This window comes from Reichenbachiella sp. (assembly GCF_039941815.1).
Lineage (GTDB): Bacteria > Bacteroidota > Bacteroidia > Cytophagales > Cyclobacteriaceae > Reichenbachiella.
Map to the genome: position 1 here is coordinate 150,990 of NZ_JBDVDW010000057.1, position 23,025 is coordinate 174,014.

At 41.7% G+C, this 23,025-nt stretch carries 17 protein-coding genes; 3 read left to right on the forward strand and 14 right to left on the reverse strand.

Translation table 11 applies throughout. The features are described from left to right. Nucleotides 1–4: 4 nt before the first annotated feature. From ABJF11_RS12605 to ABJF11_RS12620, 4 genes are all read right to left on the reverse strand, one after another. Complete coding sequence (locus tag ABJF11_RS12605) at nt 5–3,241, reverse strand: efflux RND transporter permease subunit (protein WP_348120224.1); 3,237 nt, start codon at nt 3,239–3,241, stop codon at nt 5–7. 11 nt (nt 3,242–3,252) lie between these two features. Further along, a complete protein-coding gene (locus ABJF11_RS12610; protein WP_348120225.1) occupies nt 3,253–4,335 on the reverse strand; it encodes an efflux RND transporter periplasmic adaptor subunit in 1,083 nt (360 codons plus the stop codon). Nucleotides 4,336–4,589: 254 nt separating this feature from the next. After that, entirely contained in the window at nt 4,590–4,916 is a 327-nt protein-coding gene (locus ABJF11_RS12615) for a hypothetical protein (protein ID WP_348120226.1), read from the reverse strand. Nucleotides 4,917–5,111: 195 nt separating this feature from the next. Next, the gene (locus tag ABJF11_RS12620; RefSeq protein WP_348120227.1) at nt 5,112–5,549 is read right to left on the reverse strand and encodes an outer membrane insertion C- signal; all 438 of its coding nucleotides are present in this window, start codon (nt 5,547–5,549) and stop codon (nt 5,112–5,114) included. A gap of 342 nt (nt 5,550–5,891) precedes the next feature. Here ABJF11_RS12620 and ABJF11_RS12625 point away from each other — a divergent pair, with 342 nt between their 5' ends. Next, on the forward strand, nt 5,892–9,164 hold the full coding sequence (locus ABJF11_RS12625) for a T9SS type A sorting domain-containing protein (RefSeq protein WP_348120228.1): 3,273 nt from the start codon (nt 5,892–5,894) through the stop codon (nt 9,162–9,164). A 16-nt stretch (nt 9,165–9,180) separates the two neighbouring features. On the opposite strand, the gene ABJF11_RS12630 is transcribed toward ABJF11_RS12625, so the two are convergent. From ABJF11_RS12630 to ABJF11_RS12670, 9 genes are all read right to left on the reverse strand, one after another. Then, nucleotides 9,181–10,707 (reverse strand): oligopeptide:H+ symporter, encoded by a 1,527-nt coding sequence (locus ABJF11_RS12630; RefSeq protein ID WP_348120229.1) that lies wholly within the window; start codon nt 10,705–10,707, stop codon nt 9,181–9,183. A gap of 157 nt (nt 10,708–10,864) precedes the next feature. Continuing rightward, complete coding sequence (locus ABJF11_RS12635) at nt 10,865–12,628, reverse strand: peptide MFS transporter (RefSeq protein ID WP_348120230.1); 1,764 nt, start codon at nt 12,626–12,628, stop codon at nt 10,865–10,867. A 507-nt stretch (nt 12,629–13,135) separates the two neighbouring features. Further along, complete coding sequence (gene trpA / locus ABJF11_RS12640) at nt 13,136–13,906, reverse strand: tryptophan synthase subunit alpha (RefSeq protein WP_348120231.1); 771 nt, start codon at nt 13,904–13,906, stop codon at nt 13,136–13,138. A 32-nt stretch (nt 13,907–13,938) separates the two neighbouring features. Beyond that, nucleotides 13,939–15,144, reverse strand: a complete 1,206-nt coding sequence (gene trpB, locus ABJF11_RS12645) for a tryptophan synthase subunit beta (protein ID WP_348120232.1) — start codon at nt 15,142–15,144, stop codon at nt 13,939–13,941. After that, nucleotides 15,110–15,745 (reverse strand): phosphoribosylanthranilate isomerase, encoded by a 636-nt coding sequence (locus tag ABJF11_RS12650; protein WP_348120233.1) that lies wholly within the window; start codon nt 15,743–15,745, stop codon nt 15,110–15,112. Before ABJF11_RS12650 ends, trpB begins: the two co-directional genes overlap by 35 nt. After that, nucleotides 15,742–16,536 (reverse strand): indole-3-glycerol phosphate synthase TrpC, encoded by a 795-nt coding sequence (gene trpC / locus ABJF11_RS12655; protein ID WP_348120234.1) that lies wholly within the window; start codon nt 16,534–16,536, stop codon nt 15,742–15,744. The genes ABJF11_RS12650 and trpC overlap by 4 nt, the downstream gene beginning before the upstream one ends. Next, nucleotides 16,533–17,552: an anthranilate phosphoribosyltransferase gene (gene trpD, locus ABJF11_RS12660; RefSeq protein ID WP_348120235.1), complete on the reverse strand. Its 1,020-nt coding sequence runs from the start codon at nt 17,550–17,552 to the stop codon at nt 16,533–16,535. The genes trpC and trpD overlap by 4 nt, the downstream gene beginning before the upstream one ends. Before the next feature lie 17 nt (nt 17,553–17,569). Beyond that, nucleotides 17,570–18,136 (reverse strand): aminodeoxychorismate/anthranilate synthase component II, encoded by a 567-nt coding sequence (locus ABJF11_RS12665; RefSeq protein WP_348120236.1) that lies wholly within the window; start codon nt 18,134–18,136, stop codon nt 17,570–17,572. Beyond that, nucleotides 18,133–19,572: an anthranilate synthase component I family protein gene (locus ABJF11_RS12670; RefSeq protein ID WP_348120237.1), complete on the reverse strand. Its 1,440-nt coding sequence runs from the start codon at nt 19,570–19,572 to the stop codon at nt 18,133–18,135. Before ABJF11_RS12670 ends, ABJF11_RS12665 begins: the two co-directional genes overlap by 4 nt. 319 nt (nt 19,573–19,891) lie before the next feature. Here ABJF11_RS12670 and ABJF11_RS12675 point away from each other — a divergent pair, with 319 nt between their 5' ends. Continuing rightward, nucleotides 19,892–20,311, forward strand: a complete 420-nt coding sequence (locus ABJF11_RS12675) for a TerB family tellurite resistance protein (protein ID WP_348120238.1) — start codon at nt 19,892–19,894, stop codon at nt 20,309–20,311. 36 nt (nt 20,312–20,347) lie between these two features. Here the strand turns inward: ABJF11_RS12675 and ABJF11_RS12680 are convergent, their stop codons facing one another. Beyond that, the gene (locus tag ABJF11_RS12680) at nt 20,348–21,178 is read right to left on the reverse strand and encodes an outer membrane beta-barrel protein (RefSeq protein ID WP_348120239.1); all 831 of its coding nucleotides are present in this window, start codon (nt 21,176–21,178) and stop codon (nt 20,348–20,350) included. A gap of 255 nt (nt 21,179–21,433) precedes the next feature. Here ABJF11_RS12680 and ABJF11_RS12685 point away from each other — a divergent pair, with 255 nt between their 5' ends. Continuing rightward, on the forward strand, nt 21,434–23,023 hold the full coding sequence (locus ABJF11_RS12685; RefSeq protein ID WP_348120240.1) for a PorP/SprF family type IX secretion system membrane protein: 1,590 nt from the start codon (nt 21,434–21,436) through the stop codon (nt 23,021–23,023). Nucleotides 23,024–23,025: the final 2 nt, after the last annotated feature.

Below are 23,025 nucleotides of genomic sequence, written 5' to 3' on the forward strand. Positions count from 1 at the left end.
ACTCTCATTTGATTTTTTCTTCTTGATCCTCACCTCGATTTTCCTGCTGTATTCTCTTGAGCATCGTTTCTCGATCCTCCATGGTGTGCACATACTCCTCAGACAGTGGCTCATGTTTCTCATCTCTGATGAGATCACGTCCTTCTGCGAGGCTTCCAAATATGAAATACAATCCTGGTATGATTATGACACCAAAGAGAGTGCCCATGAGCATACCTCCCATAGCAGAGGAGCCTATAGTTTGATTACCAACTGCTCCGGCACCATGCGACAGCACCAGCGGAATCAATCCGGCTATAAACGCAAATGAAGTCATCAGAATAGGCCTGAACCTCACTTTAGCACCTTCTATAGCGGATTCTAAAATTGTTGCACCTTGCCGATGTTTTTGCACTGCAAATTCAACAATCAAGACTGCGTTTTTCCCCAGCAATCCGACGAGCATGATCAAACCCACTTGCGCATATACATCGTTGGCCAACCCCATCATCTTCAGCATAAGAAACGAACCAAAAATGCCCATAGGGAGCGACAACACAACTGCAAGCGGCAATAAGAAACTTTCATACTGCGCTGCCAATACCAGATAAACGAAGATTAGTACGATGACAAAAATGAATAGTGCTTCATTTCCACGTCTGGCTTGATCATATGACAGATCCTCCCATGCCACATCATATCCTCGAGGGAGCATATTTTCAGCTACTTCATGAATGGCCTCTATCGCATCACCTGTTGTAAATCCCGAAGCTGGAAGGCCTCTGATCGCGGCGGAGTTATAGAGATTGTATCTGGTAATCTCGTTGGGACCCTGCTTCTTGATGATTTTCATAAATGACGAATAAGGCACCATATCTCCATGTTCGTTTTTCACATAAAGATTGGCGAGGTCCGAGGGATATCTTCGATATTCTGGGCCAGCCTGCACATATACTTTGAAGAATCGTCCAAATCGGATAAAGCCCTGCTCATAAGTACTGCCGATCATAATATTTAGGTTTTCCATCGCCTTACCAATCGTCACTCCCTTTTGCATGGCCGCTTTGTTATCAATCTCCAACTCATATTGAGGATAGTTGGCTGCATAAAAGGTAAACAGGCCTGTTAGTTCTTCCCGACTACGGAGTGCATCCATAAAACGGTTGTTTATCTTTTCAAACTCCTGATAATCAGTGATATTGGTCTTATCCAGCAGACGAAGCGAAAAACCGCCCGAAGTCCCAAACCCTGGCACTGCCGGTGGCTCAAAGAATTCTACAATGGCCCCAAGGTTCTCTGATTTCTCTTCTAACTCTTCCATGATTTCATGCACGGAATGTTTGCGCTGTGACCAGTTTTTCAGATTAATCAGGCAGGTACCTGCATTAGAGCCTCGACCCTCGGTCATAATCTCATAACCTGCCAACGCTGAAACGGATTCTATACCATCGACCCCTTCACAAATTCGTTGAAGTTCGAGTGCAAGTTTATTTGTGCGTTCGAGTGTTGCCCCAGGAGGAGTCTGAATGATAGCGTAGATTGTCCCTTGGTCTTCATTCGGAATAAAGCCAGATGGTAGGAGATGATTTTCTACAACTATGCCGATTCCAAACGCTAACAAAACCCCAAAAGTGATCAACCGACGATTTACAATCAGCCTTAGTAGACGGACGTATTTGTCGGTGACCTTACCAAATCCACTGTTGAACCCATCAAGCAATTTGTTCATCACGGATTTCCTTTTTGGTTTCCCATGATTATTTTTCAAAAGCATGGCGCACAGCACAGGTGTAAGTGTCAGAGCCACTACGGCTGACAAAACAATAGAGCTCGCCATAGTGATAGCAAACTGACGATAAAAGGTACCTACCGGTCCGGGCATAAAAGTAATAGGTAAGAATACCGAGGTCATGACGAGTGTGATGGCGATGATAGCACCACTGATTTCTCCCATCACGGCTTTTACCGCAAGGAATGGTGACAAATTCTCCTCTTCCATCTTGGCATGGACAGCTTCTACCACTACGATAGCATCATCTACCACTATACCTATGGCCAATACAAGGGCAAATAGTGTGATTAGGTTGATAGACAGACCAAAAATTTGCAGCACAAAAAAAGCTCCAATCAGAGAAACCGGCACAGCCAATATAGGAATCAGCGTAGAACGCCAATCTCCAAGAAAAATGAACACCACGAGCGCGACCAAAATAAACGCATCCCTAAGCGTGTGAATGACTTGCTCAATCGAGGCATCGAGAAAATTGGATACGTCATAGCTTACCTTGTAGTCCATCCCCGGAGGAAAATCCCGTTTCATCTCCTTCAGTCTACCTTTGACTTCTTCGATGACATCTGAGGCATTGCTCCCGACGGTCTGTTTCAAAACTATAGAAGCAGCCGGATAGCCGTCTAGATTGGAATAAATATCAAAAAATTCGCTTCCTAGTTCTACTTCAGCAATATCCTTTAGGTGGATAATTTGTCCCTCTTCGTTTTCACGAATGATGATATCCTCATATTGCTCAGGTTTGTTGTATCGCTCCTTATAAACCAAGACATACTCCAAAGACTGAGCTTGCTTTCCTGAACTCCTCCCTAATCGACCTGGCCTCCCAATAATGCTCTGCTCCAGCATGGATTCCATCACCTCTTCTGCAGAAATTCTGTACGCGCGCATTCGATCAGGCTTCAACCAGACCCTCATGGCGTACTGACGACTACCCAATATCTGCGCTCTGGCAATTCCTTTGATCCTTTGAATCTCAGGTATCATATTGACGTTGGCATAATTGTACAAAAACTTCTCATCAGAATCTGTATTCTTACTATACAAGTTGACGTACATCAGCATACTCGGCTGTATCGGGGTTATAATGACCCCTTCTCTCTGCACCAATGGCGGAAGCAACGGCATCACCTGATCTACCCGGGTTTTGACCCTGACTACTGCTTGATTCGGATCTGTACCAGGTTCGAAAACCACACGAATCGTAGCTTCACCAGCACTTGTTGCATCAGAGGATATATATCGCATCCCTTGTACGCCATTGATGGCGCGTTCTACCGGGATCAATGTTGAATTTACCAGCACCTCTGCACTTGAACCGGGGTAGGCAATAAATATATTCACCGAAGTCGGTGCGATTTGCGGAAACTGTGAAATTGGCAAATGATTGATTGCCAATGTACCAGTAAATAGAAGGACTACTGAAATGACTATCGCCAAAACAGGTCTACGGATTATTCTGCTCAATAACATGATCTTACTATTTATTCAGCGTGTAATTGAAGATCTGCCAATGCTACTTTCGGAGCTATAAACTCAGATCCGATTTTGTCACCATCCCTTACCTTTCGTAAACCTTCTAATAAGATGATGTCCGTATCCTTTAGCCCAGCTTTGAGCACATATAAATGAGGCAATTCTGCAGCTACGGTGATTTGTCTGGAATGTGCCACCTGGTCATCTCCAATCACATAGACATACTTTCTATCCAAAATCTCAAAAGTGGCCTTCTGAGGGATCAACAGCGCATTTTTCAGCGGAGTATCGACCAGTACATTACCTGTCTCCCCATGTCTGAGCAGCCCTTTTGGATTTGGAAAAGTAGCTCGAAAGGCTATATTTCCCGTTTCATTGTTAAAATCTGCTTCTATGGCTGTCACCTTGCCCGGAAACTCAAAAGCTTTGTTATTAGCCAATGCCAATCTTACGTTCATCACACTGTCGGACTTGGCTTTCACCTTGTAGTCCAAGTATTCCGCTTCTGGTACATTAAAGTACACCCACATTTCATGGTTGTCTGACAGCGTGGTTAGCATATGGCCTTCCTCAACCAAGCTGCCCAGCCTGACATGGAAATGATCTATAATACCGTCGAAGGGGGCCCTCACTTGCGTGAAATCTAAATGTACCTGTGCCAATGACAACTCTGCTTTGGCTTTGTCCAGTTTGGCTTTGGCCAATGCCAATTCATTGGGGGCTACCACATTGCTCTCAGTAAGTCGTCGCGTATTTTCATACTCGATTTTGGCATAATTCGTTTCTGCTTCTGCTCTCTCTAATTCGGCTTGGTAAAGTCGTGGCATGATTTGAAACATCAACTGACCTTTTTTTACAAATTGGCCTTCGTCAACAAATATTTTCTCGAGATAACCTCTTTCCAGAGCTCTCAATTCTATGTGCTGTACGGAATGTATTTGGCAGACGTAATCTCTTGTGACAAGCGTATCTTGTCTCATTGGGCTTGTTACCAAAAATTTGCTTGCCGGCTGATGATGCTCTTTATGTGTTTCACAGCTTAAAAAACCGATAGGTATTGTCAAGACTATGAGTATATATAACTTATTCATAATATTCTTTTGGATGGGGTGCTACATTCCTGATGTGATATTGAAAATCAGAATGGATTGCTCTATGTTGAACATGTTATCCATGATTCAAATCAAAATTTGTAAAAAGGCAGGGTTAAACACCGTGTTAATTTTATTTCTGATGGTTAGATGAAATGCATCACCTAAACCTCTACATGGCTAGTAGATTGGGAAAAGACTCATTGGCTCGAAAAGTTCGAATTTCGAACAGAGTCTTTTAAACCAAGAAAAAATCAACAATCCAGCCGAAGCTGACAGAATAGAATATATAAGCTGGGGTCATTGCTTTTGATGATCGGACGAAAGGAGTTGCCATGCTTGACAATGCCCGAAGCAATATTTTGAAATATGAATGAATATGAGGAAACAGAACTATGGTAAGAGAAATTATCAAATTCGTCAGATTTAGACTCTCTGAGTTCTTCCCTAAGCTCTTCCTTTTCCTCTTTTTCTACCTCCAGGACTATATACTCGTCTTCGAGCAGTTCTATCCAGATGTAGTCGTTTACTGCAAGCGTAAGCAGCAGAGAAAGGAAAATATGAAACCATCTTATCTTCATATACCGACAAATGTAAGAATTTTATCAATAAACTAGTACTTCTTAATTCTCGTGAAGAAGATTTAATATTCGATCAACATGAATTATCCTTGCTAATACAAAAAAAAGCATCGGGTTTTAAGCCGATGCTACTATCATATTCTTTTTTTAGAAGTGGTCTCACACGAGGGACACACTCAATTGAGTACTACTTGTTTATCTATTGAATACATATCTGATATTCAAACCAAAACTATCTCCTCTGAAATCAGTTTCCTCGATCAGCCAAAATGTTGGCCTCCAATCTGCTCCAATAGCCATGGGGAAGTCAAAGTGGTATTCCAGTCCGATTTCGCCGCTTGCTCCTAAAAACAAATCGTCTGCAAATAAGGCAGAAGGCCCCACGCCTACATACCAGTTTAAATTTGGTGTGTCGCCGAGTCTTTTGTATAAAAAATCGTATAAAACTTCAGCTCCTACATGATCACCAAAGCTCACATCAGCGTGTAATCTGCTAGAGTTACCAGTTGGCAGAACAAAGTCCACCGCAGCATCGTTACCAAGGACATCGCCAAGTCTGATACCAATCTCCTGAGCTTGAGAAGTGAAAAGCGGAAGCAAAACGATGGCGAGTACTAGTATATATTTCTTCATTTTTGTCTATGATTTTTTTATATCAGTTTTGAAATAACAGCTTTGAAATAACAGCAGCAAAGCTCAAATAAGCCCATGAATAATACAATTATTTACAAGTATATTTTTATAAAAATAATCGGTATAAATTCTACTTTTTATTGGATTATTAATATTTTCGAGCACTTTTGATTTAAGGAAAATTCAAAAAAAAATGCCTACTCGATTTAATGCAAATTGATTAATCATCGAATAAACCAGTCATTTTATCGATATTTGAGGCATAGTCCCATTTCTCGGTAATAAATTTAAGCTTTCTTTTGAATGTCTTTGACTTAGAAAGGCAATCGATCCAATTCTGCTATGAAAAGAGCCCTTATCTGTATATCACTCGTGCTATGGATTATGTCCAAATCTCAAGCACAGGTTCAGGTCATTTCAGGCTCACATGCCACCGTCAAAACTACCTATAACGCAGGCTCAGGTTACAATAGAATGATAGTGGTAAATGTTGGTGACGAATGCAACAATTGTGTCGGCACGGTGTCAAGTATCACTTATGGCTCTACAGCCCTCACATTCCAGACAAGAAGACAGCGAGGCGGTGATATCGTCGTTGAGACATGGACGCTGGACGAAGCAGGAATTGTAGCTGAGTCGGGTTCAGCAGCATTTACTGTCAACTGGAGTGCTCCCCCTACAGATGAGCTTTTTTCAGTAGTAACACTTGCAAATGTAGACCAATCAGATCCAGTTCCTAACAGTCGTAACGCGGCTGGTAACTCTAACTCCCTTACACTAGGTGCATTAAATGCCGGAGACAATGACATGGTCTTTTATGTCACAGCAAGTCGAGCGGTGACGACGCATACCCCGTCTACTAATTATACTGAATTGTCTGAACAAACTAGCGGATATACGTTTGCCAATGCCTATCGTGTGCTTACGACAGCCAGTTCTGAAACGCCTACATCTACTATGTCGACCAGTAATAGCATGGTTATGTCTGGCATGTACTTTCAAGTCACTTCTTCTCCGATTCCAGCCGCTGTGGACGGTGATTGGAATATCGGCACTACCTGGGGGGGCGCATGTGCCGTAGGGTGTACAGAAGGCATAGATTATCCTGGAGTTGGTTGGAACGTGGAGATTCCAGGCGACATCGATGTCACCGTACCTGCGGGGCTATCAGTCCAATGTAATAATCTAATATTGAATAGTGATCGAGGTACAAACCCAGCTTCGCTGACTCTCTTTGACAATACATCAGACGTCTCTGTAAACAACAATATGTTTGTTCAGGCATCCGGTGCTTCTACTGCTACTGGAACTACACAAGTGAATATGAATGGTGGGAATATTAACGTCTCCTCAGGTCTGACTTTGGACGCATCAGTTACGTCTGGTATAATCTCTGGATCGTTATCCAATTCCAAAACTTCATATACCCCATCAAGTGGAACAGACCGGCTCATGGTAGTAGTTGTTGGGGATGAAAACAACAACAATATAGGCACAGTTTCCAGTATCACCTGGGGTTCTACCGCACTTACTTTTCAAGTGGGCGAAGATAGAGGGAATGATATCAGGACAGAGATATGGACGTTGGACGAAGCCGGCATCACCGGAGAAACAGGTGCTCAGGATTTTACTGTGACCTGGAGTACTGGACCTGCAGCTGAAAAATTTAGTGTAGTCACTCTATACAATGTGAATCAGACCACACCGGTAGCAGCTACTAAGGCAACCGGCAATATCAATAGTACCACCGTGCAAGCCTCACCCGGTCTCAGCGTCTCCGCAAATGATTTGTATTTCTATACTACAGCTACACGTGCCAACAACCGTACACATACTGCGGCTACAGGATATACAGAATCAGACTATCAAACTGGAAACGGTTGGTCTACAGCCACCGCCTTCAATCAAATCTCTGCAGCAGCTACCGAACAGCCAACTGCAACTTGGAGTAGTTCGTCAAACCTGATCATTGCAGGTATGGTGGTCCAAAGCTCTGGTGCAGGATCAACGCAGCAGGCGCAAATCCTCACTGCTGGTGGGATGCTGACAGTTGGTGGTGATATTACCCTATTTTCGGATGGCAACAATGTTGAAATTGATCTTTCTACAAGTTCAGGAAGCACACTCGTAACTGGCGGTGGCTTGGTTGAGGATGGTGCAAGTTCTACGGCCCAAATCTGGAATGTCAATAACAACAGTACAATTGAGTATAGCTCAGCTACCGCCCAAACGATCCAAACAACGGTAGGCAATACTACAATTACGACTATGGGCACATTGACACTATCAGGAGGTGGAGCAAAGACTCTAGAAGGCAATCTGACCGTAAATGACGCCCTCAACCTTGATGGTACAGCTACATTTGCCAATGGGGGCAATACACTTACGTATGGCGGTACAGCCGTACTTACCTATAGCGGTACTGCTGCACAGGTGACCGGCCCAGAATTACTAAGTACCATAGAAGGATTGTCCATCAATAACTCCAACAATGTTACGCTCAATAGTGATGTCACAGTAAACGACGATATTAGTTTTAGTGATGGAAAATTGATTCTCGGGTCAAGTGATGTCATTGCCAATACTATATCCGGATATAATCAAGATCGATACTTCGTGACAGATGGTACGGGGTATTTACAGCGAGATCTGGCAGCTGCAGCCAGCGTCGATTTTCCGGTAGGGATCTCCACTACTTCCCTTTCTAATCTTGTCCAGCTTACTCCTGGTGACATCAGCACTTTTCAAGTACGTGTGGGTGGCTCATTTAGCAACGCTCCCAATGATGCCGCCAGAGTAGCTAATACCGAATGGACTATCAATAGAACTGCGGGTACGGCGGCTACCACAGTTCGACTTTCATGGAGAGATGATGGCACCATGAGTTTTGGGGGTTCTTTTACTCCGGGTGATACCCAAACTGAGATTGGCAGATGGGATGGGTCTGAGTGGGTCGAAACCTCTACAAGTAGTAAAGATGCAACTGGTCCAGACTACTATTTTGAAGCTTCCGGGTTCACTACCTTTTCCCCCTTTGGCGTAGGAAGCGGAGGCATGTCACTACCAGTGGAATTAATCAGGTTTGAGGCCAACTCGACGTTGGACCAAGTCATCATCGCCTGGTCTACTTCGTCAGAGATCGACAATGATTATTTTTTTATAGAACGTTCTATAGATGGCGTTAACTTTTCAGCCATAGGCACTGTCGATGGTAACGGCACTACTAATACAGCACAAAACTATCACTTTGTAGATTCGGATCCTTTTGCGGGCCTCTCCTACTATCGTCTTGTACAGGTAGATTTCGATGGGCAATCAGAAACGTTTGATCCTGTATCTGTTGAGCATCGCTTCGGTAGTATGATTCAGGTTTATCCCAACCCGATTCAAGATAGAAAGACACGATTGATGCTGACTGGAATCAATTATGATCAAACCGTCAACTTAAGGCTCTATGATCTATCAGGATTGATAGTTTTCGAACAACAGATCAACATATCAGACGCTCAATCTTCGGTCATTCTAAATTTTCCAGATAAAATAGCACAAGGACTATATCAGCTGCAAATCAACACGCCTAACTATTCGGAGGTGATCAAAATTAAAGTGGACTAAAGTCTAATCACAGATATCAGTGGACTTCGTGCATCAGCTTCTTCATGAAAGGAGCTAATACCAGTGCCAGTAATCCTAAACCAAGACCGAAGGTACCTATCTGCTCGAATCCCTGAACATAGACATTAAGTGATTCTAACCCAGAAGCCTCGCTTACGTCATCAGTATTGATGGCCATGGTTCGACCTATCAATCCTCCAATGTTGAATGCATAGGCTACAGCCAAAAACCATATACCCATCATGAAGCTCACCAATTTTTTAGGAGCCAATTCAGTGATTTTTGACAATCCAACTGGCGACATATTTAGTTCACCGATGACGAACAAGAAATAAGCTGCAACCAAAAATAGCATTGGCACTCTTCCTTCTGCATCAGCAAATCCGCCACTCAAAGAGAGGACATAAAACCCAATTCCTATTAATACAAGGCCGAAAGCAAATTTGAATGGTGTTCTTGGGTTTAGATTAATTTTCTGTAGGGCGATCCAAATGGCTGAGAATGGAATGGCGAGTATTACAACAAAGATAGCCGTGATTCCATTGGTGCCTGCCGCACTAAAACCAACTAGATTAACATTCCGGTCTGCGAACAAGGTCAACAAACTTCCTGTTAATTCATAGAATGCCCAGAATATGGTCATGAGAAGTGTCATCCACAGCACCATGATCATCTGCTGACGCTCCTTGCCGGATACCTGAAGAAACATCCATATCAAATATACTGCTACGCCAAGCACCAAAATATTGAAAATGAAAGATACGATCGTGCCTTCGAACATCACGTTGCCAAAAGCAGTAAGGGCAATATCCCCAAATTGGATCATAAAGGCAATAATTGGAACAAGGGCTACAGCGCCCACGGGGATCCAGTATTTTATTTTCATTCCTAGAAATGTCTCGTCCAATTTGTCTTCTGATGGAGCAAGACCATGATCTCCAAATACGCCATTTTTTGTTCCATTCCAGAATACTAGCAAACCGGTAAGCATACCAATACCTGCAGCTCCAAACCCATAATGCCAACCATAGTTGACACCGAGCCATCCACAAAAAATGGGCGCAGTTGCCGCCCCAACGTTAATACCCATGTAAAAGATGGTAAACCCAGAATCTCTTCTCACATCTCCCTTTTTATAAAGCGAACCTACAAATGAAGAAATGTTTGGTTTGAAAAATCCATTTCCAATAATCAAAAACCCTAGAGCAGTATAGAAGAAAATCGGATGCTCAATAGCCAGTACAAAATGGCCAATAGTAAAGAAAACAGCGCCCAGCATCACAGACCGTCGAAGCCCAAGTAGTCTGTCGGCCAAAACCCCTCCTAAAGCTGGAGTTGCGTATACAAGCATCCCATACGAGGCATAGATACCAAAGGCTATTGAGTCCCGTTCGGCAATAGCGCTAAACATTTCGTTCACCATGTACAGGGTAAGTAATGCCCGCATTCCATAGAAGCTGAATCGCTCCCATAACTCTGCGAAGAACAAATAAAACAATCCTTTTGGGTGGCCAAATAGCTCAGGCTCTTGCGTTGTATTCATGTGTTTGGAACTTAAAAATTTGTCGAATATAGCAAGTTTGTACAATAACAACTGTCGGGATTGTACAAATGGTTAAAAATTGCAAATTTTGGAACATGTGTAAGCAAAAAAACCACAGGTTTCCCCTGTGGTTTTTTTGTACTTTTTCTGTTGGAGATTAATTCACTCCGTGCATACTCTTCTTCATAAAAGGTGCTAATACAAAGAGTACGACGCTTATGGCTACTCCTACCCACATAAGGGAAGAAAAGAACTCGGCATATACAGTACTGGCTGCTGCGACATCTGTTACAATTCCGGCATCGGTATCTATGGCGGCAAATTTGGCGATTTGTGCGGCGACCAATTCGGAATATGCAGTCGCAAGGAACCAAACCCCCATCATAAATCCTACTACCTTAGGAACAGATAGCTTAGTCACTGCCGAAAGCCCGACTGGAGAAAGGCAAAGCTCGCCTGTAGTGTGGAGCAGATAAGCCAAGACGATCCAAATATAAGCTACCTTACCAGAAGCATCTGGCATCGTAGCCCCGAGCACCAAAGCACCAAAACCTAATCCCGCTTGAAGGATACCCAAACCAAATTTCAACGGTGTCCCTGGTTCAATTTTATTTTTACCCAAAAATGTCCATAACCAGGCAAATAATGGAGCCAATAAGAAAATAAACATGGCATTAAGTGAACCAGTCTGCACGGCTGTAACTTCCCATCTTACAGGTAGCCCGGAAGCCGATTCTGCTACATCTCCTGCAAAGCCAATTGCGTCTATTCCAAAATAGATCATTGTCAAAGAGGTTATAACAAACAATCCACCTGTGATTTTTCTTTCAGAATCGTTCATCTCCTGAAACTTCTGACGTCCCATAAATCCAGTGACTAACGGGATCATTATCAACAAGAAGGCCATAATATAGAGGCCGGTCGTTTCTGTAGGCAAGAATGTGGTATTCACTAATACTCTATCTACCACCCTGTCAGCATATAAGGTCATGGATGCAGCTGATTGCTCAAACAAAGCCCAAAATACTACCGTGAATAGTGTGAGTGAAGCTAGAACAATCATTCTACCTCTTTCCACTTTGTTACATTCCTTATATAAAAACCAAATTAACCAGATCAAAACAGCGAATGCCATTAGGTTGAGCGTACTGTGAACAATTGAATTTGACTGCACTAAGAACCAAATCACAGGAACACTGACAAATGAGGCAAGGTAAATAGTCATTTCCTTATTGATACCAAGAAAACCATTCTCCTTGAGTACTTCTGGATTATCAGGATCTGCATGTCCATGAAGGAATTTTTGACCCCACAAGAATACGACAAGTCCCAGAAGCATTCCGATTCCAGCAAGTCCAAACCCGTAACCCCATCCGTAATTTTCTCCCAGATAGCCACATAGTAAGGTGGCAGTAAACGAGCCCAGATTTATACCCATATAAAAAATGGTGAACCCTGAATCCCTTCGCTCGTCTCCCACTTCATATAGCTTACCAACAATGGTTGAAATATTTGGTTTGAGAAAACCAACGCCAACAATTATTAATGCGAGTGATAAATAGAAAATATTTAAGGCGAAATCGTCCTGAACAGTTACATCGTTGACGATGGTAGCCTGCTCGCCTTCAAAAGCCAAACCGAGGTGTCCAAAGCAAAGTAAAATTCCACCAAATATTACGGCTTTTCTCATTCCTAAATAACGGTCCGCAAGCATCCCCCCAATAACAGGAAGTGCATATACCAAACCAGCGTAAGCGCCAAGAACATCAAGGCTGCCGCTATCGGTAAAAAGGTGGTATTTAGTGAGGTATAGAAGAAGTAAAAATTTCATTCCGTAGAATGAAAAGCGCTCCCACATTTCTGTTAAGAAACAAATGTAAAGCCCTTTAGGGTGGCCAAAAATTTCCTGTTTTTCGTTCATATTGATTTTAAGAATTCTAAGTCAAACTTCTCTCTATCAACAACGCTCTTCTTTTCAACCTTTACCTCTTCATTAGACAGTATCCTAGTATGACAAACACAAGCCAGCTTGCGCAAATATTTGTCAACAATGGGGTCCATAAATTTGTGGGAGGTAGTTCAATTTTGAATGTTGTTTGGTATAGAATGAACTGCCAAAATAAGAAGAATATCTTGAAATAAAATAGTGACCAATATTTAATCCGAATAGGCAGACTTGATACGACAAAAACGTTAAGGCCAAAATCAGATTTAAAAACAAGACGGCCTAAGTCTATGATCATCCAAAATTTAAGTACCTGTCCTTCGACTAATCTAGAAGATTCTTTCAGCGTGGTAAAAATTAGGCTTTTAAGAAGAAAAGCCAATTAATACTTAAATTGAAAATAGTTAAAGTATCTGATTAATAAGAATTTATACTCTTATTTTTAGACGAGACTAAACTTTAGAAAACTGAGTAAATGGCCTCTTATTTGAACTGACTCATGAATTTTTGAATGGCCACAGTTATCGTATCCTCTTGAGGTAGAGCCTTGACAAATGCACTTCCAATTATCCCTCCTTTTGAATGGATACACACTCGATCAAATGAATTTTTATCTTTGATTCCGAATCCTGTGATGAGTGGATTTTGTAAGTTCATAGCCTTCAAACGTAAGGCAAAATCTTCAAAATCCGATTCGAAATTCTTGTTTTCTCCGGTGGTACTGGACGACGAAACCATGTATATAAATCCGTCTGTATGTTTGTCGACCAGGTGTATTCTTTCGTTGGTAGAAGCAGGTGTTACCAGTATGATATTTCGCAGGTTATAGGCCTCTACTATTTCTTTATATTGGTCTATATACTCTTCGACTGGAAGGTCCGGAATGATCAATCCATCCACGTCTATAGTTTTGCATTGCTTGCAAAAATTCTCAAAACCGAATTGCAAAATTGGATTCAATGAACTCATCATTATGATAGGAATATCCACCTCTTTTCTGATGTCCCCAAGTTGTTCGAAGAGCAGCTTAACAGTCATTCCATTAGCAATAGCAGCAGTGTTACTTTCCTGAATCACAGGACCGTCAGCTACCGGGTCAGAAAATGGCACGCCCACCTCCAATAAATCAGCACCGGTTCGTGCCAATTCTTTAATGATGTGAGTGGTGTCATCCAGCGCCGGGTAGCCGGCGGTAAAATAGATAGATAGGATATTATCCTTCTTATTTAATAAGTTATTTATTCTATTTTCCATTGGAATAGATTATTACAAATGTGAATTTCATTTTAGATGTTTTGAAGATAGGTCTCAAGATCCTTATCTCCCCTACCTGATAAATTGACTACAATTATTTCATTAGGTAGCATCTCTAGCTGGTCAAGAGCAGCAAGTGCATGCGCTGATTCTACAGCCGGAATGATACCTTCCAGCAGACATAATTCTTTACCTGCCGCCATCGCTGCGTCGTCTGTGACCGCCAGGTATTTCACTCGCCCTGATTCAAACCAATGCGCAAGTGCAGGGCCAATACCTGGATAATCTAACCCAGCAGAGATTGAATGTGGTTCTACAACCTGTCCGTCATCCGTCTGCATAAAAAGTGTCTTACTTCCGTGGAGAATACCACTTTTGCCTTTGAAAGTAGCTGCTGCAGTAAAACCAGAGTCAAGTCCTTTGCCTGCAGCTTCAGCTGCTACCAGCTCTACATTTTCCTCTTCTATAAAGTGAAAAAAAGCACCCGAAGCGTTGCTACCACCACCAACGCAGGCCACCACCCGATTTGGCAAAGCGCTTCCGGTCTTCTCTAGTAGCTGATTTTTGATTTCCTCACTGATGATTGACTGAAATCTGGCTACCATATCCGGATACGGATGTGGCCCTACGACCGACCCGATAATGTAGTGCGTATCGTATGGATTACTAATCCAATAGCGCATAGCCTCATTAGTTGCGTCCTTTAGAGTTTTGCTACCGGAAGACACAGGTACTACTTTTGCGCCAAGCATCTTCATTCGTCCTACATTTGGAGCCTGTCGTACTACATCCACCTCTCCCATAAAAACTACGCATTCCAGCCCCATCAGTGCACAAGCTGTAGCAGTGGCTACCCCGTGTTGGCCAGCCCCGGTTTCGGCAATAATCTTCTTTTTACCGAGCTGCTTAGCCAGAATAATCTGACCTAGGGCATTATTAATCTTATGAGAACCTGTATGATTCAAATCCTCTCTTTTAAGGTAAATTTGAGCACCGTATTTTTCAGATAACCTTGTGGCCAAATAAAGTGGAGAAGGCCGTCCTACGTAGTCTGAAAGCAATTTTTCATACTCAGCTTTGAAGGAAACACTATTGAGTATAGCTTCGTAGTTCTCTTTGAGCTCGACGACGTTGGCTTGCATCATTTCTGGAACAAATGCACCACCGAAACTACCAAAATATCCTTTTTGATTGGGCCTCAACTTAGTTTCCATCTCTTTCTTTCCTTTTGAATTCATCAATAAATTTTCTTAATAAGTCTTCATCCTTTAGCCCTGGCGCTGATTCAAAACAGCTATTCACATCTATAGCAACTAATCCAGGATGATCCATCTGGGTGACTTTGTCTACATCTTCGGGTCCTATTCCGCCACTCAGGAAGAAAGGTGTTTCTCCGACGTACTGGCCTAGCAGTTGCCAATTGAATTGAACGCCATTTCCTCCGTAGGACTGACCTTTCGTATCGAACAAAAAATAATCAACATATGGCTCGTATGCCCCAAGATTTTGTGGAAGCTGATCAATAACCGAAAACGCTTTTATAATCTTGATTCCCTCCAGCTTCAATGATTCGCAAAATCCAGGCGTTTCGTCGCCGTGCATCTGAACATAATCCAGCTGATAAGCTGCAACTATTTGTTTTATCGTTTCAGCTGATTCATTCACAAACACACCTACAGTATGCTTTCCACAATCAGCTACTTCAGTTATACCCAGTTCGCCATTTTCAAAATTTCGCTTGGACTTTGAATAGAAAATAAAGCCAACAAAATCTACCTCCTGAGCACTCAGAAATTCCAGATTGGATTTAGTTCTTATACCACATACTTTGATTTTCATGATTTCTCCGCAGTCATGGACATAAATTTCCTAAGCTCATCGGCAGGATCTTCGTGCTTCATAAATTGCTCTCCGATCAAAAAACCTTTGTATCCTGCTTGAGCAAGAAGATCCATTTGAGCAGTAGTGGATATCCCACTCTCCGATATCTTAACCTGTTCCTTAGGAAGAATTTTGGCAAGATCGATGGAGTTTTGAATGGTAGTTTTAAACTGCTTCAAATCTCGATTATTCACTCCTAGAATATCTACAGGCTCATAATACCCTTTGTGAAACTCATCCTCATTGTGTATTTCGAGCAACACCTCTAATCCAAGATCATGTGCCAAGTCTGTAAATCTGGCAATTTCCTCTTTGGTTAAGATTGCCGCAATGAGCAACATCAAATCAGCTCCTATTGCCTTGGTTTTGTATATCTGGAATTCATCAATAATGAAGTCCTTGCGCAGAACGGGGCAGTTCATGTGCTTTCTGGCACGTTGCAGATCCTCTATATTCCCTCCAAAAAACTCTTGATCGGTAAGAATAGAAACCGCGGCAGCTCCAGCTTCGCAGTACCCTTTGGCCACTTGAGCTACATCAGCCTTATCATTAATCACTCCCTTGGAAGGTGATTGTCTTTTAAATTCTGAAATAATCCCGTACGGAACTGCTCGTGTTAATCTCTCAACTGTAGAATGACATTGGCGATCAAAATAGTTGGATTTGGTCAAATCATCAATTGAAATAACCGATTTTTGAAAGGTGACTTCGTCCCTTTTCTTTTGGACTATCTTATCTAGTACGTTCATGGTTTAGCGAGTGAAATGTGAGTTTTTGAAGGATTCAAGAAGGTTTTGAAGCACTGATATGCTTTACCTGAATCTATTGCCTCGCGAGCCATTGCCACTCCTTCTGTGATATCAGATAGCCCCTTACCTATGGTCAAGGCTAATCCTGAATTGGCCAGGACAACTTCGGTCTGCGATTTGGTAGCCTCTCCTTTGAGGACATTCAAAAATATAGTAGCGGCTTCTTCAATTGTTTCGCCTCCATTGATTGACTGTTGCGTAACCTGAGTCAACCCAAGGTGATCCGGATAATAGACCTTCTCGGCGTGATTGGTGATTACTTTGAATCCACCGGTCAGTGATATTTCATCATATCCGTCCAGCGCATGCACGATAGCGCAATCTCTGTTTTCACTTTGATGTAGATACTGATACAGTCTGGCTAATTCTAAATTATAAACCCCGATCAATTGTTTTTCTGGTCGACTGGGATTTACCTGAGGCCCAAGCATGTTAAAGAATGTTTTCAAGCTAAGATCCTTGCGAACAGGAGCTACATTTTTCATAGCCGGATGAAACAACGGCGCATGTAAAAAGCAAATACCGGCTTCATCCAAACTGCGTTTGAGCTTGTCCTCTTCCGATGTAAATTCATACCCTAGACCCACCAATAAGTTAGACGAACCGCACATGGAGGAAACCCCATTGTTGCCGTGCTTTGCCACTTGCTGCCCTGCTGCGGCTACCACAAAACTAGAGGTCGTTGAAATATTGAAAGTGTCTTTTCCATCTCCTCCCGTACCGCACATATCCATGGCATCATAGTCCGACAGGTTGATTGGTTTGCACAACTCCAACATAGCCTCCTTGAAACCGGCCAGTTCATGTGTTCTGATGCTACGCATAAGATATACGGTCATGAACGAAGCCATTTGGCTTTGATTGAACTCGCCATTGGCTAGTCTAATCAAGATCTCTTTAGCCTCACGCTGGGTGAGAATATAGTTGTTGGTTAATTTTTGAAGTATTTCTTTCATCCTTGTCGTATTAAAGGTTATGCGTTGATCCAGTTTTCCATCAGTTTTATTCCATGTTCGGTCAGAATAGACTCTGGATGAAATTGCACACCACGTACATCATATTTCTTATGTGCGATTGCCATCACTTCTCCGTGATTATCTACTGCCGTCACTTGCACATCACCAGTCTCCATGGGGTCGATTGCCCAACTGTGATACCTGCATACCATGAAGTTCTCAGGCAGCCCATTGAATATAATATCAGAAGTCTCCACGTTGACATTGGTAGCAATACCGTGAAGCACGGTAGGCAAATTGTATAGTTTGGCTCCAAATACCTCACCAATAGCCTGATGTCCCAGGCATACCCCCAAAATGGATTTATCCTGAGCATAAGTCTTGATCACATCCAGAAGGATTCCACTCTCAGCAGGCAATCCGGGGCCAGGTGAAAGCAAGATTTTATCGTATTTTCCAACTTCTTCAAGTGAAATCTCATCATTTCTGAATACGTCCAGATCTTCTTCTCCCTTGAGCTCTCTCAATATGTGCACTAAATTGTAAGTGAAAGAGTCGTAATTATCTAAAACTAAAGTCTTCATGATTTCTTTGTTTCTAATTTTTGATTGATGCTATCAGCCTTGATTATAGCAGATTGAAGCGCTCCTATCTTGTTATAAACCTCCTGTACTTCACTATCCGGGTCTGATTTAGCTACCACTCCAGCGCCTGCTCTGAAATGCAGCGTGTTATCTTGGCTCAGAAATGATCGAATCAGAATGGCATGATTGAAGTTTCCATGAAAGTCCATCAATCCAATCATGCCTCCGTAGTAGCCTCTTTTAGTGTTTTCGTATTCATCAATCAACTGCATGGCCCGATGCTTGGGTGCTCCTGACAAAGTGCCTGCCGGGAAAGTGTCGGCTGCCAGGTCAATCGCCGTTTTGCCCTTTTTCAGCACTGTTGATACTTTTGAAACCAGATGAATCACGTGTGAAAAAAACTGAATCTCCTTAAACTTTTCCACATTCACTCGTTCTCCCGATTTACTCAAATCATTTCTAGCTAAGTCGACTAGCATGACATGTTCTGAATTCTCTTTGACATCTTCAAACAAAGCCTTTGCATTTTCGGCATCCTGCTCGTCGTCACCAGATCTCTTGTATGTCCCAGCTATAGGAAATATGGAAGCTTTGCCCTGGTTCACTTCTAGTTGAGCCTCTGGGGAAGAACCAAATATTTTGAATGACCCGAAATCAAAGTAAAATAGATATGGTGAAGGGTTAATACTTCTTAACGCACGATAGAGCTTGAATTCATCACCTTTGAATTGTGTGCTAAAATTGCGAGACAGAACCATCTGAAACGTATCGCCGCGTTTGCAATTAGCGATGGCTTTCAGCACGCTTTCTCTATACTCAGAATCTGTCATATTGGATTCGACCAGACCATTGGTCTGAAAGCCATATTCAGGAGTGTTATTGGAGGAAATAAGCATTTCGATCTCATCCAATTTCTGATTCTGATTACTATCCTTTAATCCATTGTGAGTAATGAATATTTTATTGGAGAAGTGGTCAAATGCAATTACATACTCGAAGAAAAAATACTGCATAAGAGGGATCTCAAATACCGATTTTTTCTTTTTGTTAAATTGAATAGTATCGAATAATTGAACACCCTCATAGGAAGTAAATCCGAACAATCCTGCCTTTGTATATCCATTATTGGCCTCCTTACCAGCATTAAAATACTGGCTGAAATTATAGAATAAGTTTTTAACATTTGTGCCATTTATAGGTATGGTTTCCTTTTTGGCACCAGGAAGCTGCTGATAGACAGATCTATCATCCACCATAAATTCTGCTAAAGGGGAAAAAGCTATATATGAGATACTGTTTTCCTTGGCATGATAGTCAGAACTCTCCAGCAAGAAAGAATTTGGGAATCGATCTCGCACCTTTAGATAGATACTTACCGGAGTCAGAATATCCCCGAGCAGTTCACGGGTTTTAGAATAGATATTTATTTGTTTCATCTCGATTTTAAGCAAAAAAAAAGCCCCGATGATCGGGGCTTTATGTTTATGTCTTTCAATACATACTAGTGCCGATCACATTTTGCTTGCAAAATGCTCCACCACCAGTTCGTATTGTTGTTTATCATTTTCATTAATGCAATGATATTTCATCATTCATTATAACCAAAATTTATTCGCAGTTTTCGTGAAAAAAATATCTCGAACATAGATTTATTAAATATAATATTTCAAAAATTCATTTTATTTGAATAATTCAAACAAATTACAGAACTTGTACTTTGTTTAACAATCAGGAACGCAGCCTAAATCATTATATATGTCTTCAGAGTTAGATGTAAAGCAGCAATTGAGTTTGCTTGTCCACCTTTCAAAGGTTGATAATTTCATAGCCGAGCCAGAATCGAAGATGATTCACTACTTGGGTAATCTGCATGGGCTGACAGAAGATGATATAGAAACGATAATTGATAATCCACTCCCTATTCCTGATCTAAAGGATTTGCATCCTGATACCAAGTTTGAGTATCTTTTTAATATAGTGCAACTAATGAAGGTGGATGGCAAGGTTTTTCAATCAGAAATAGATTTCTGTGAAAAAGTAGCACTAAAATTGGGATATAAGCCTGGTGTCATTGCTGATCTTTCAGCTTATGTTTATAGTGACCCAACGATCAACACGAGTAAAACCTTTCTTAGAAGTATTGTTGATGAGCACCTAATGCCAAGGAAAAAGTAATTAAACAAGTCCGTTTCAAATCGGATGTGGTTGCGATTACTTCTTGTACTTTTTCTCCTTCTTTCCTCCTACGTTTGATGAGCTTTTTCCCTTAGCGGTCAGTGCTGGATTATATCCAAACATGTAGGCTATTGAAACCATAAACATATGTGATCTATACTCTGTATCCTCATTGTATTGCAAAATATTGGAGAACTGAGTACCATCATTGAACGCCATGTTAGAATGAGCAAAGCTGATTTTTGAGTCAACAATTACACGCTGTGAAGGCGTGATATCAAACAACCAACCTACCCCAAAATCCAATGAGTATTGCAATCTGTTCGGTTTTGTAACTATGAGTTTATCGGTGTAGTCACTCACGTTGACATCTTCTAAATCTCTATTTAGAAATAGAATATCATAATCAACTGATTCACCTGGAATAGACGCGTTTTCTTCCGTTTCGTCGGAAACAATAGACCCACTACCTGCTACCCAATAACTTAGCCTTGGCCCAGCTTCAACAAAAACTTTGAATCGGCTATTTTTCATAAACACCACACGCGCCATCAGTGGAGCAGTGATAAAATGATATACTGTTTTATTATCTAAACTTTGATCGGGGAAAATTGATTTGGGGCGAACCCTATTATTAACTCTTACATATACTATTTCGGTATGCACTTCAAAGGCACCCTCCGTAGAATAGTCCATGGCAATTCCAGCATGCCAGTTGAGTTTACTTGACACTCTAAATGAGTCAGCATGAGCTGCCGCTTGATATCTGGGCACTATGATCTGTCCACCGATTTTAGGTCCAAACCAAAACTGAGCATGACCCGAAAACGAAACAAATAACAATCCTATAAATAATAACCTTTTCATGTTTGTTGTATTGACAATCATTGTTTGTATCAAGATTTGCAAATTACAATTTTTAAATCATTATCATTATACAAGTGAGATAATGAGTAAAAAATATTCACACTTCAATAATAATATCCATTTTTTAGAATTATTGTATTGAGTTAACTCTAATTTCCATACTTTGTAAATTTTAAATTAGATTTGACCTTTACTAATGTTAAAGTGAAAGCTAATATTTTGGCCCTTTTATTTTAACAATCAGGTGTGTAACATATGAAAAAAAGAATTCTAGTATTCCTGCTTTCAGCATTTTTTGCAGGATATGACCTATTGGCTCAGGATCAGAAGATCTACAGTCAGTTTTTTATGAATCCCTATGTAGTTAACCCGGCATATGCTGGTGCCACAGGTTATACTACCTTTTTTGGGGTCTACCGCCAACAGTGGCTAGGACTTGAAGGAGCCCCGTCCTATTCTCACCTTAGTTTTAGCACACCTCTTGAAAACAATATCTCATTTGGTGCTATGGCCTTTAATAATAATGAGAATGCAATTAAAACGTCAGGTGCCAAAGTTACTGCGGGATATCTACTAGAGCTTGACCGAAGACAGTTTATCAGATTTGGTCTTTCTGTCGGAGGTGGCTATACTAATTACGACGTGGATGCAGGCATAGACCCAACGTTGCTAGCATTATCTAATACTTCATTTCTTATGGCAGACTTAGGAGTATCTTATTATTATGACAATTTTAACGTCGCCCTTTCAGTACCTAACCTTGTCGGACGCAACACGGTAGATGCGAGTGGATTTAGTGAGGTAAAAGTAGCTCCATATAAGGACTTGACTCTTCAGGCTAATTACAAGCACCTGGTCAATAAAGATTTTGCCATAGAGCCACATTTGATCTACAGATTTTCTACCGAGAATCTTTCACAATTTGAAACCGCCGTAGTCGCTCACATCGGCCATGTAGTGTGGACAGGACTGAACTTCAGACAAGATTATGGATTTGGTGCGCTTTTCGGTATTAAAATTCAAGAGAAAGGAGCGATTGGTTTCTCATATGAGTATGGAAAAACAGAACTGGAGGGATTTACTTCAGGTACGTTCGAACTTAGCCTTGGATTACAACTCGGAGAGAAAAAGAAGAATCAGCGTCAGGCAGTTTCTTTCATACATACATTCAAAAAGTCGAAAAACGAGAAATCGAAAAGCTCAACTAGAAGTCAGTATCTGGCACAGCAGCGAGCTAAAGCTGCTGAACAACGTGCTCAGCAGGCCGCTGCAGCCCAGACAGCTCAGAATACCACACCACCAGTCACCTCACCTACTACGACTCCGACAACTGATACAAGTGGTCAGGCAACTGCCTCTACTGATTCTTCAAGCAGTCAGGCAGCCATCGTAAAAGAAGAGATCGATCATGATACTCCGCTTGAACACAGGACAACTAACGGCGGTATTTGGGAGATAGGTGCTACATATATCCAAACCAGAGTTGATAGCACTAAAACTTCTGAGGTCAAATGGCACGATGCACTTACCGATATGCCTGATCATAGCGAATTACCTCCAAATACACATAGAAGAATACCTGGCAATATTTTGGAGCTGCCTGCCGGACACCATGTAGTAGCTGGAGAGTTTGATAGCTATGAAGAAGCTGAAGATTATAGTGACAGGATTTTTGAAATGGGATTTCATGGTTCACTGGTGGGACACCTGGAATCGCTGGAAGAGAAAAAATATGTAGTAGTCGTACACAAGGGAGCAACCATGGGCATTGCAATGGAGGAGCAAGAAAAGTGGAGTAAGCGACAAAACCTGGATCATGTGTACATATTAAATGTAGTTGAATAGTC

Excerpts from the sequence above, each read along its gene's own strand:
- ABJF11_RS12605 (WP_348120224.1), bottom strand. The coding sequence starts at position 3,241 with ATGTTATTGAGCAGAATAATCCGTAGACCTGTTTTGGCGATAGTCATT.
- ABJF11_RS12610 (WP_348120225.1), bottom strand. The coding sequence starts at position 4,335 with ATGAATAAGTTATATATACTCATAGTCTTGACAATACCTATCGGTTTT.
- ABJF11_RS12615 (WP_348120226.1), bottom strand. The coding sequence starts at position 4,916 with ATGAAGATAAGATGGTTTCATATTTTCCTTTCTCTGCTGCTTACGCTT.
- ABJF11_RS12620 (WP_348120227.1), bottom strand. The coding sequence starts at position 5,549 with ATGAAGAAATATATACTAGTACTCGCCATCGTTTTGCTTCCGCTTTTC.
- ABJF11_RS12625 (WP_348120228.1), top strand. The coding sequence starts at position 5,892 with ATGAAAAGAGCCCTTATCTGTATATCACTCGTGCTATGGATTATGTCC.
- ABJF11_RS12630 (WP_348120229.1), bottom strand. The coding sequence starts at position 10,707 with ATGAATACAACGCAAGAGCCTGAGCTATTTGGCCACCCAAAAGGATTG.
- ABJF11_RS12635 (WP_348120230.1), bottom strand. The coding sequence starts at position 12,628 with ATGAACGAAAAACAGGAAATTTTTGGCCACCCTAAAGGGCTTTACATT.
- trpA (WP_348120231.1), bottom strand. The coding sequence starts at position 13,906 with ATGGAAAATAGAATAAATAACTTATTAAATAAGAAGGATAATATCCTA.
- trpB (WP_348120232.1), bottom strand. The coding sequence starts at position 15,144 with ATGAATTCAAAAGGAAAGAAAGAGATGGAAACTAAGTTGAGGCCCAAT.
- ABJF11_RS12650 (WP_348120233.1), bottom strand. The coding sequence starts at position 15,745 with ATGAAAATCAAAGTATGTGGTATAAGAACTAAATCCAATCTGGAATTT.
- trpC (WP_348120234.1), bottom strand. The coding sequence starts at position 16,536 with ATGAACGTACTAGATAAGATAGTCCAAAAGAAAAGGGACGAAGTCACC.
- trpD (WP_348120235.1), bottom strand. The coding sequence starts at position 17,552 with ATGAAAGAAATACTTCAAAAATTAACCAACAACTATATTCTCACCCAG.
- ABJF11_RS12665 (WP_348120236.1), bottom strand. The coding sequence starts at position 18,136 with ATGAAGACTTTAGTTTTAGATAATTACGACTCTTTCACTTACAATTTA.
- ABJF11_RS12670 (WP_348120237.1), bottom strand. The coding sequence starts at position 19,572 with ATGAAACAAATAAATATCTATTCTAAAACCCGTGAACTGCTCGGGGAT.
- ABJF11_RS12675 (WP_348120238.1), top strand. The coding sequence starts at position 19,892 with ATGTCTTCAGAGTTAGATGTAAAGCAGCAATTGAGTTTGCTTGTCCAC.
- ABJF11_RS12680 (WP_348120239.1), bottom strand. The coding sequence starts at position 21,178 with ATGAAAAGGTTATTATTTATAGGATTGTTATTTGTTTCGTTTTCGGGT.
- ABJF11_RS12685 (WP_348120240.1), top strand. The coding sequence starts at position 21,434 with ATGAAAAAAAGAATTCTAGTATTCCTGCTTTCAGCATTTTTTGCAGGA.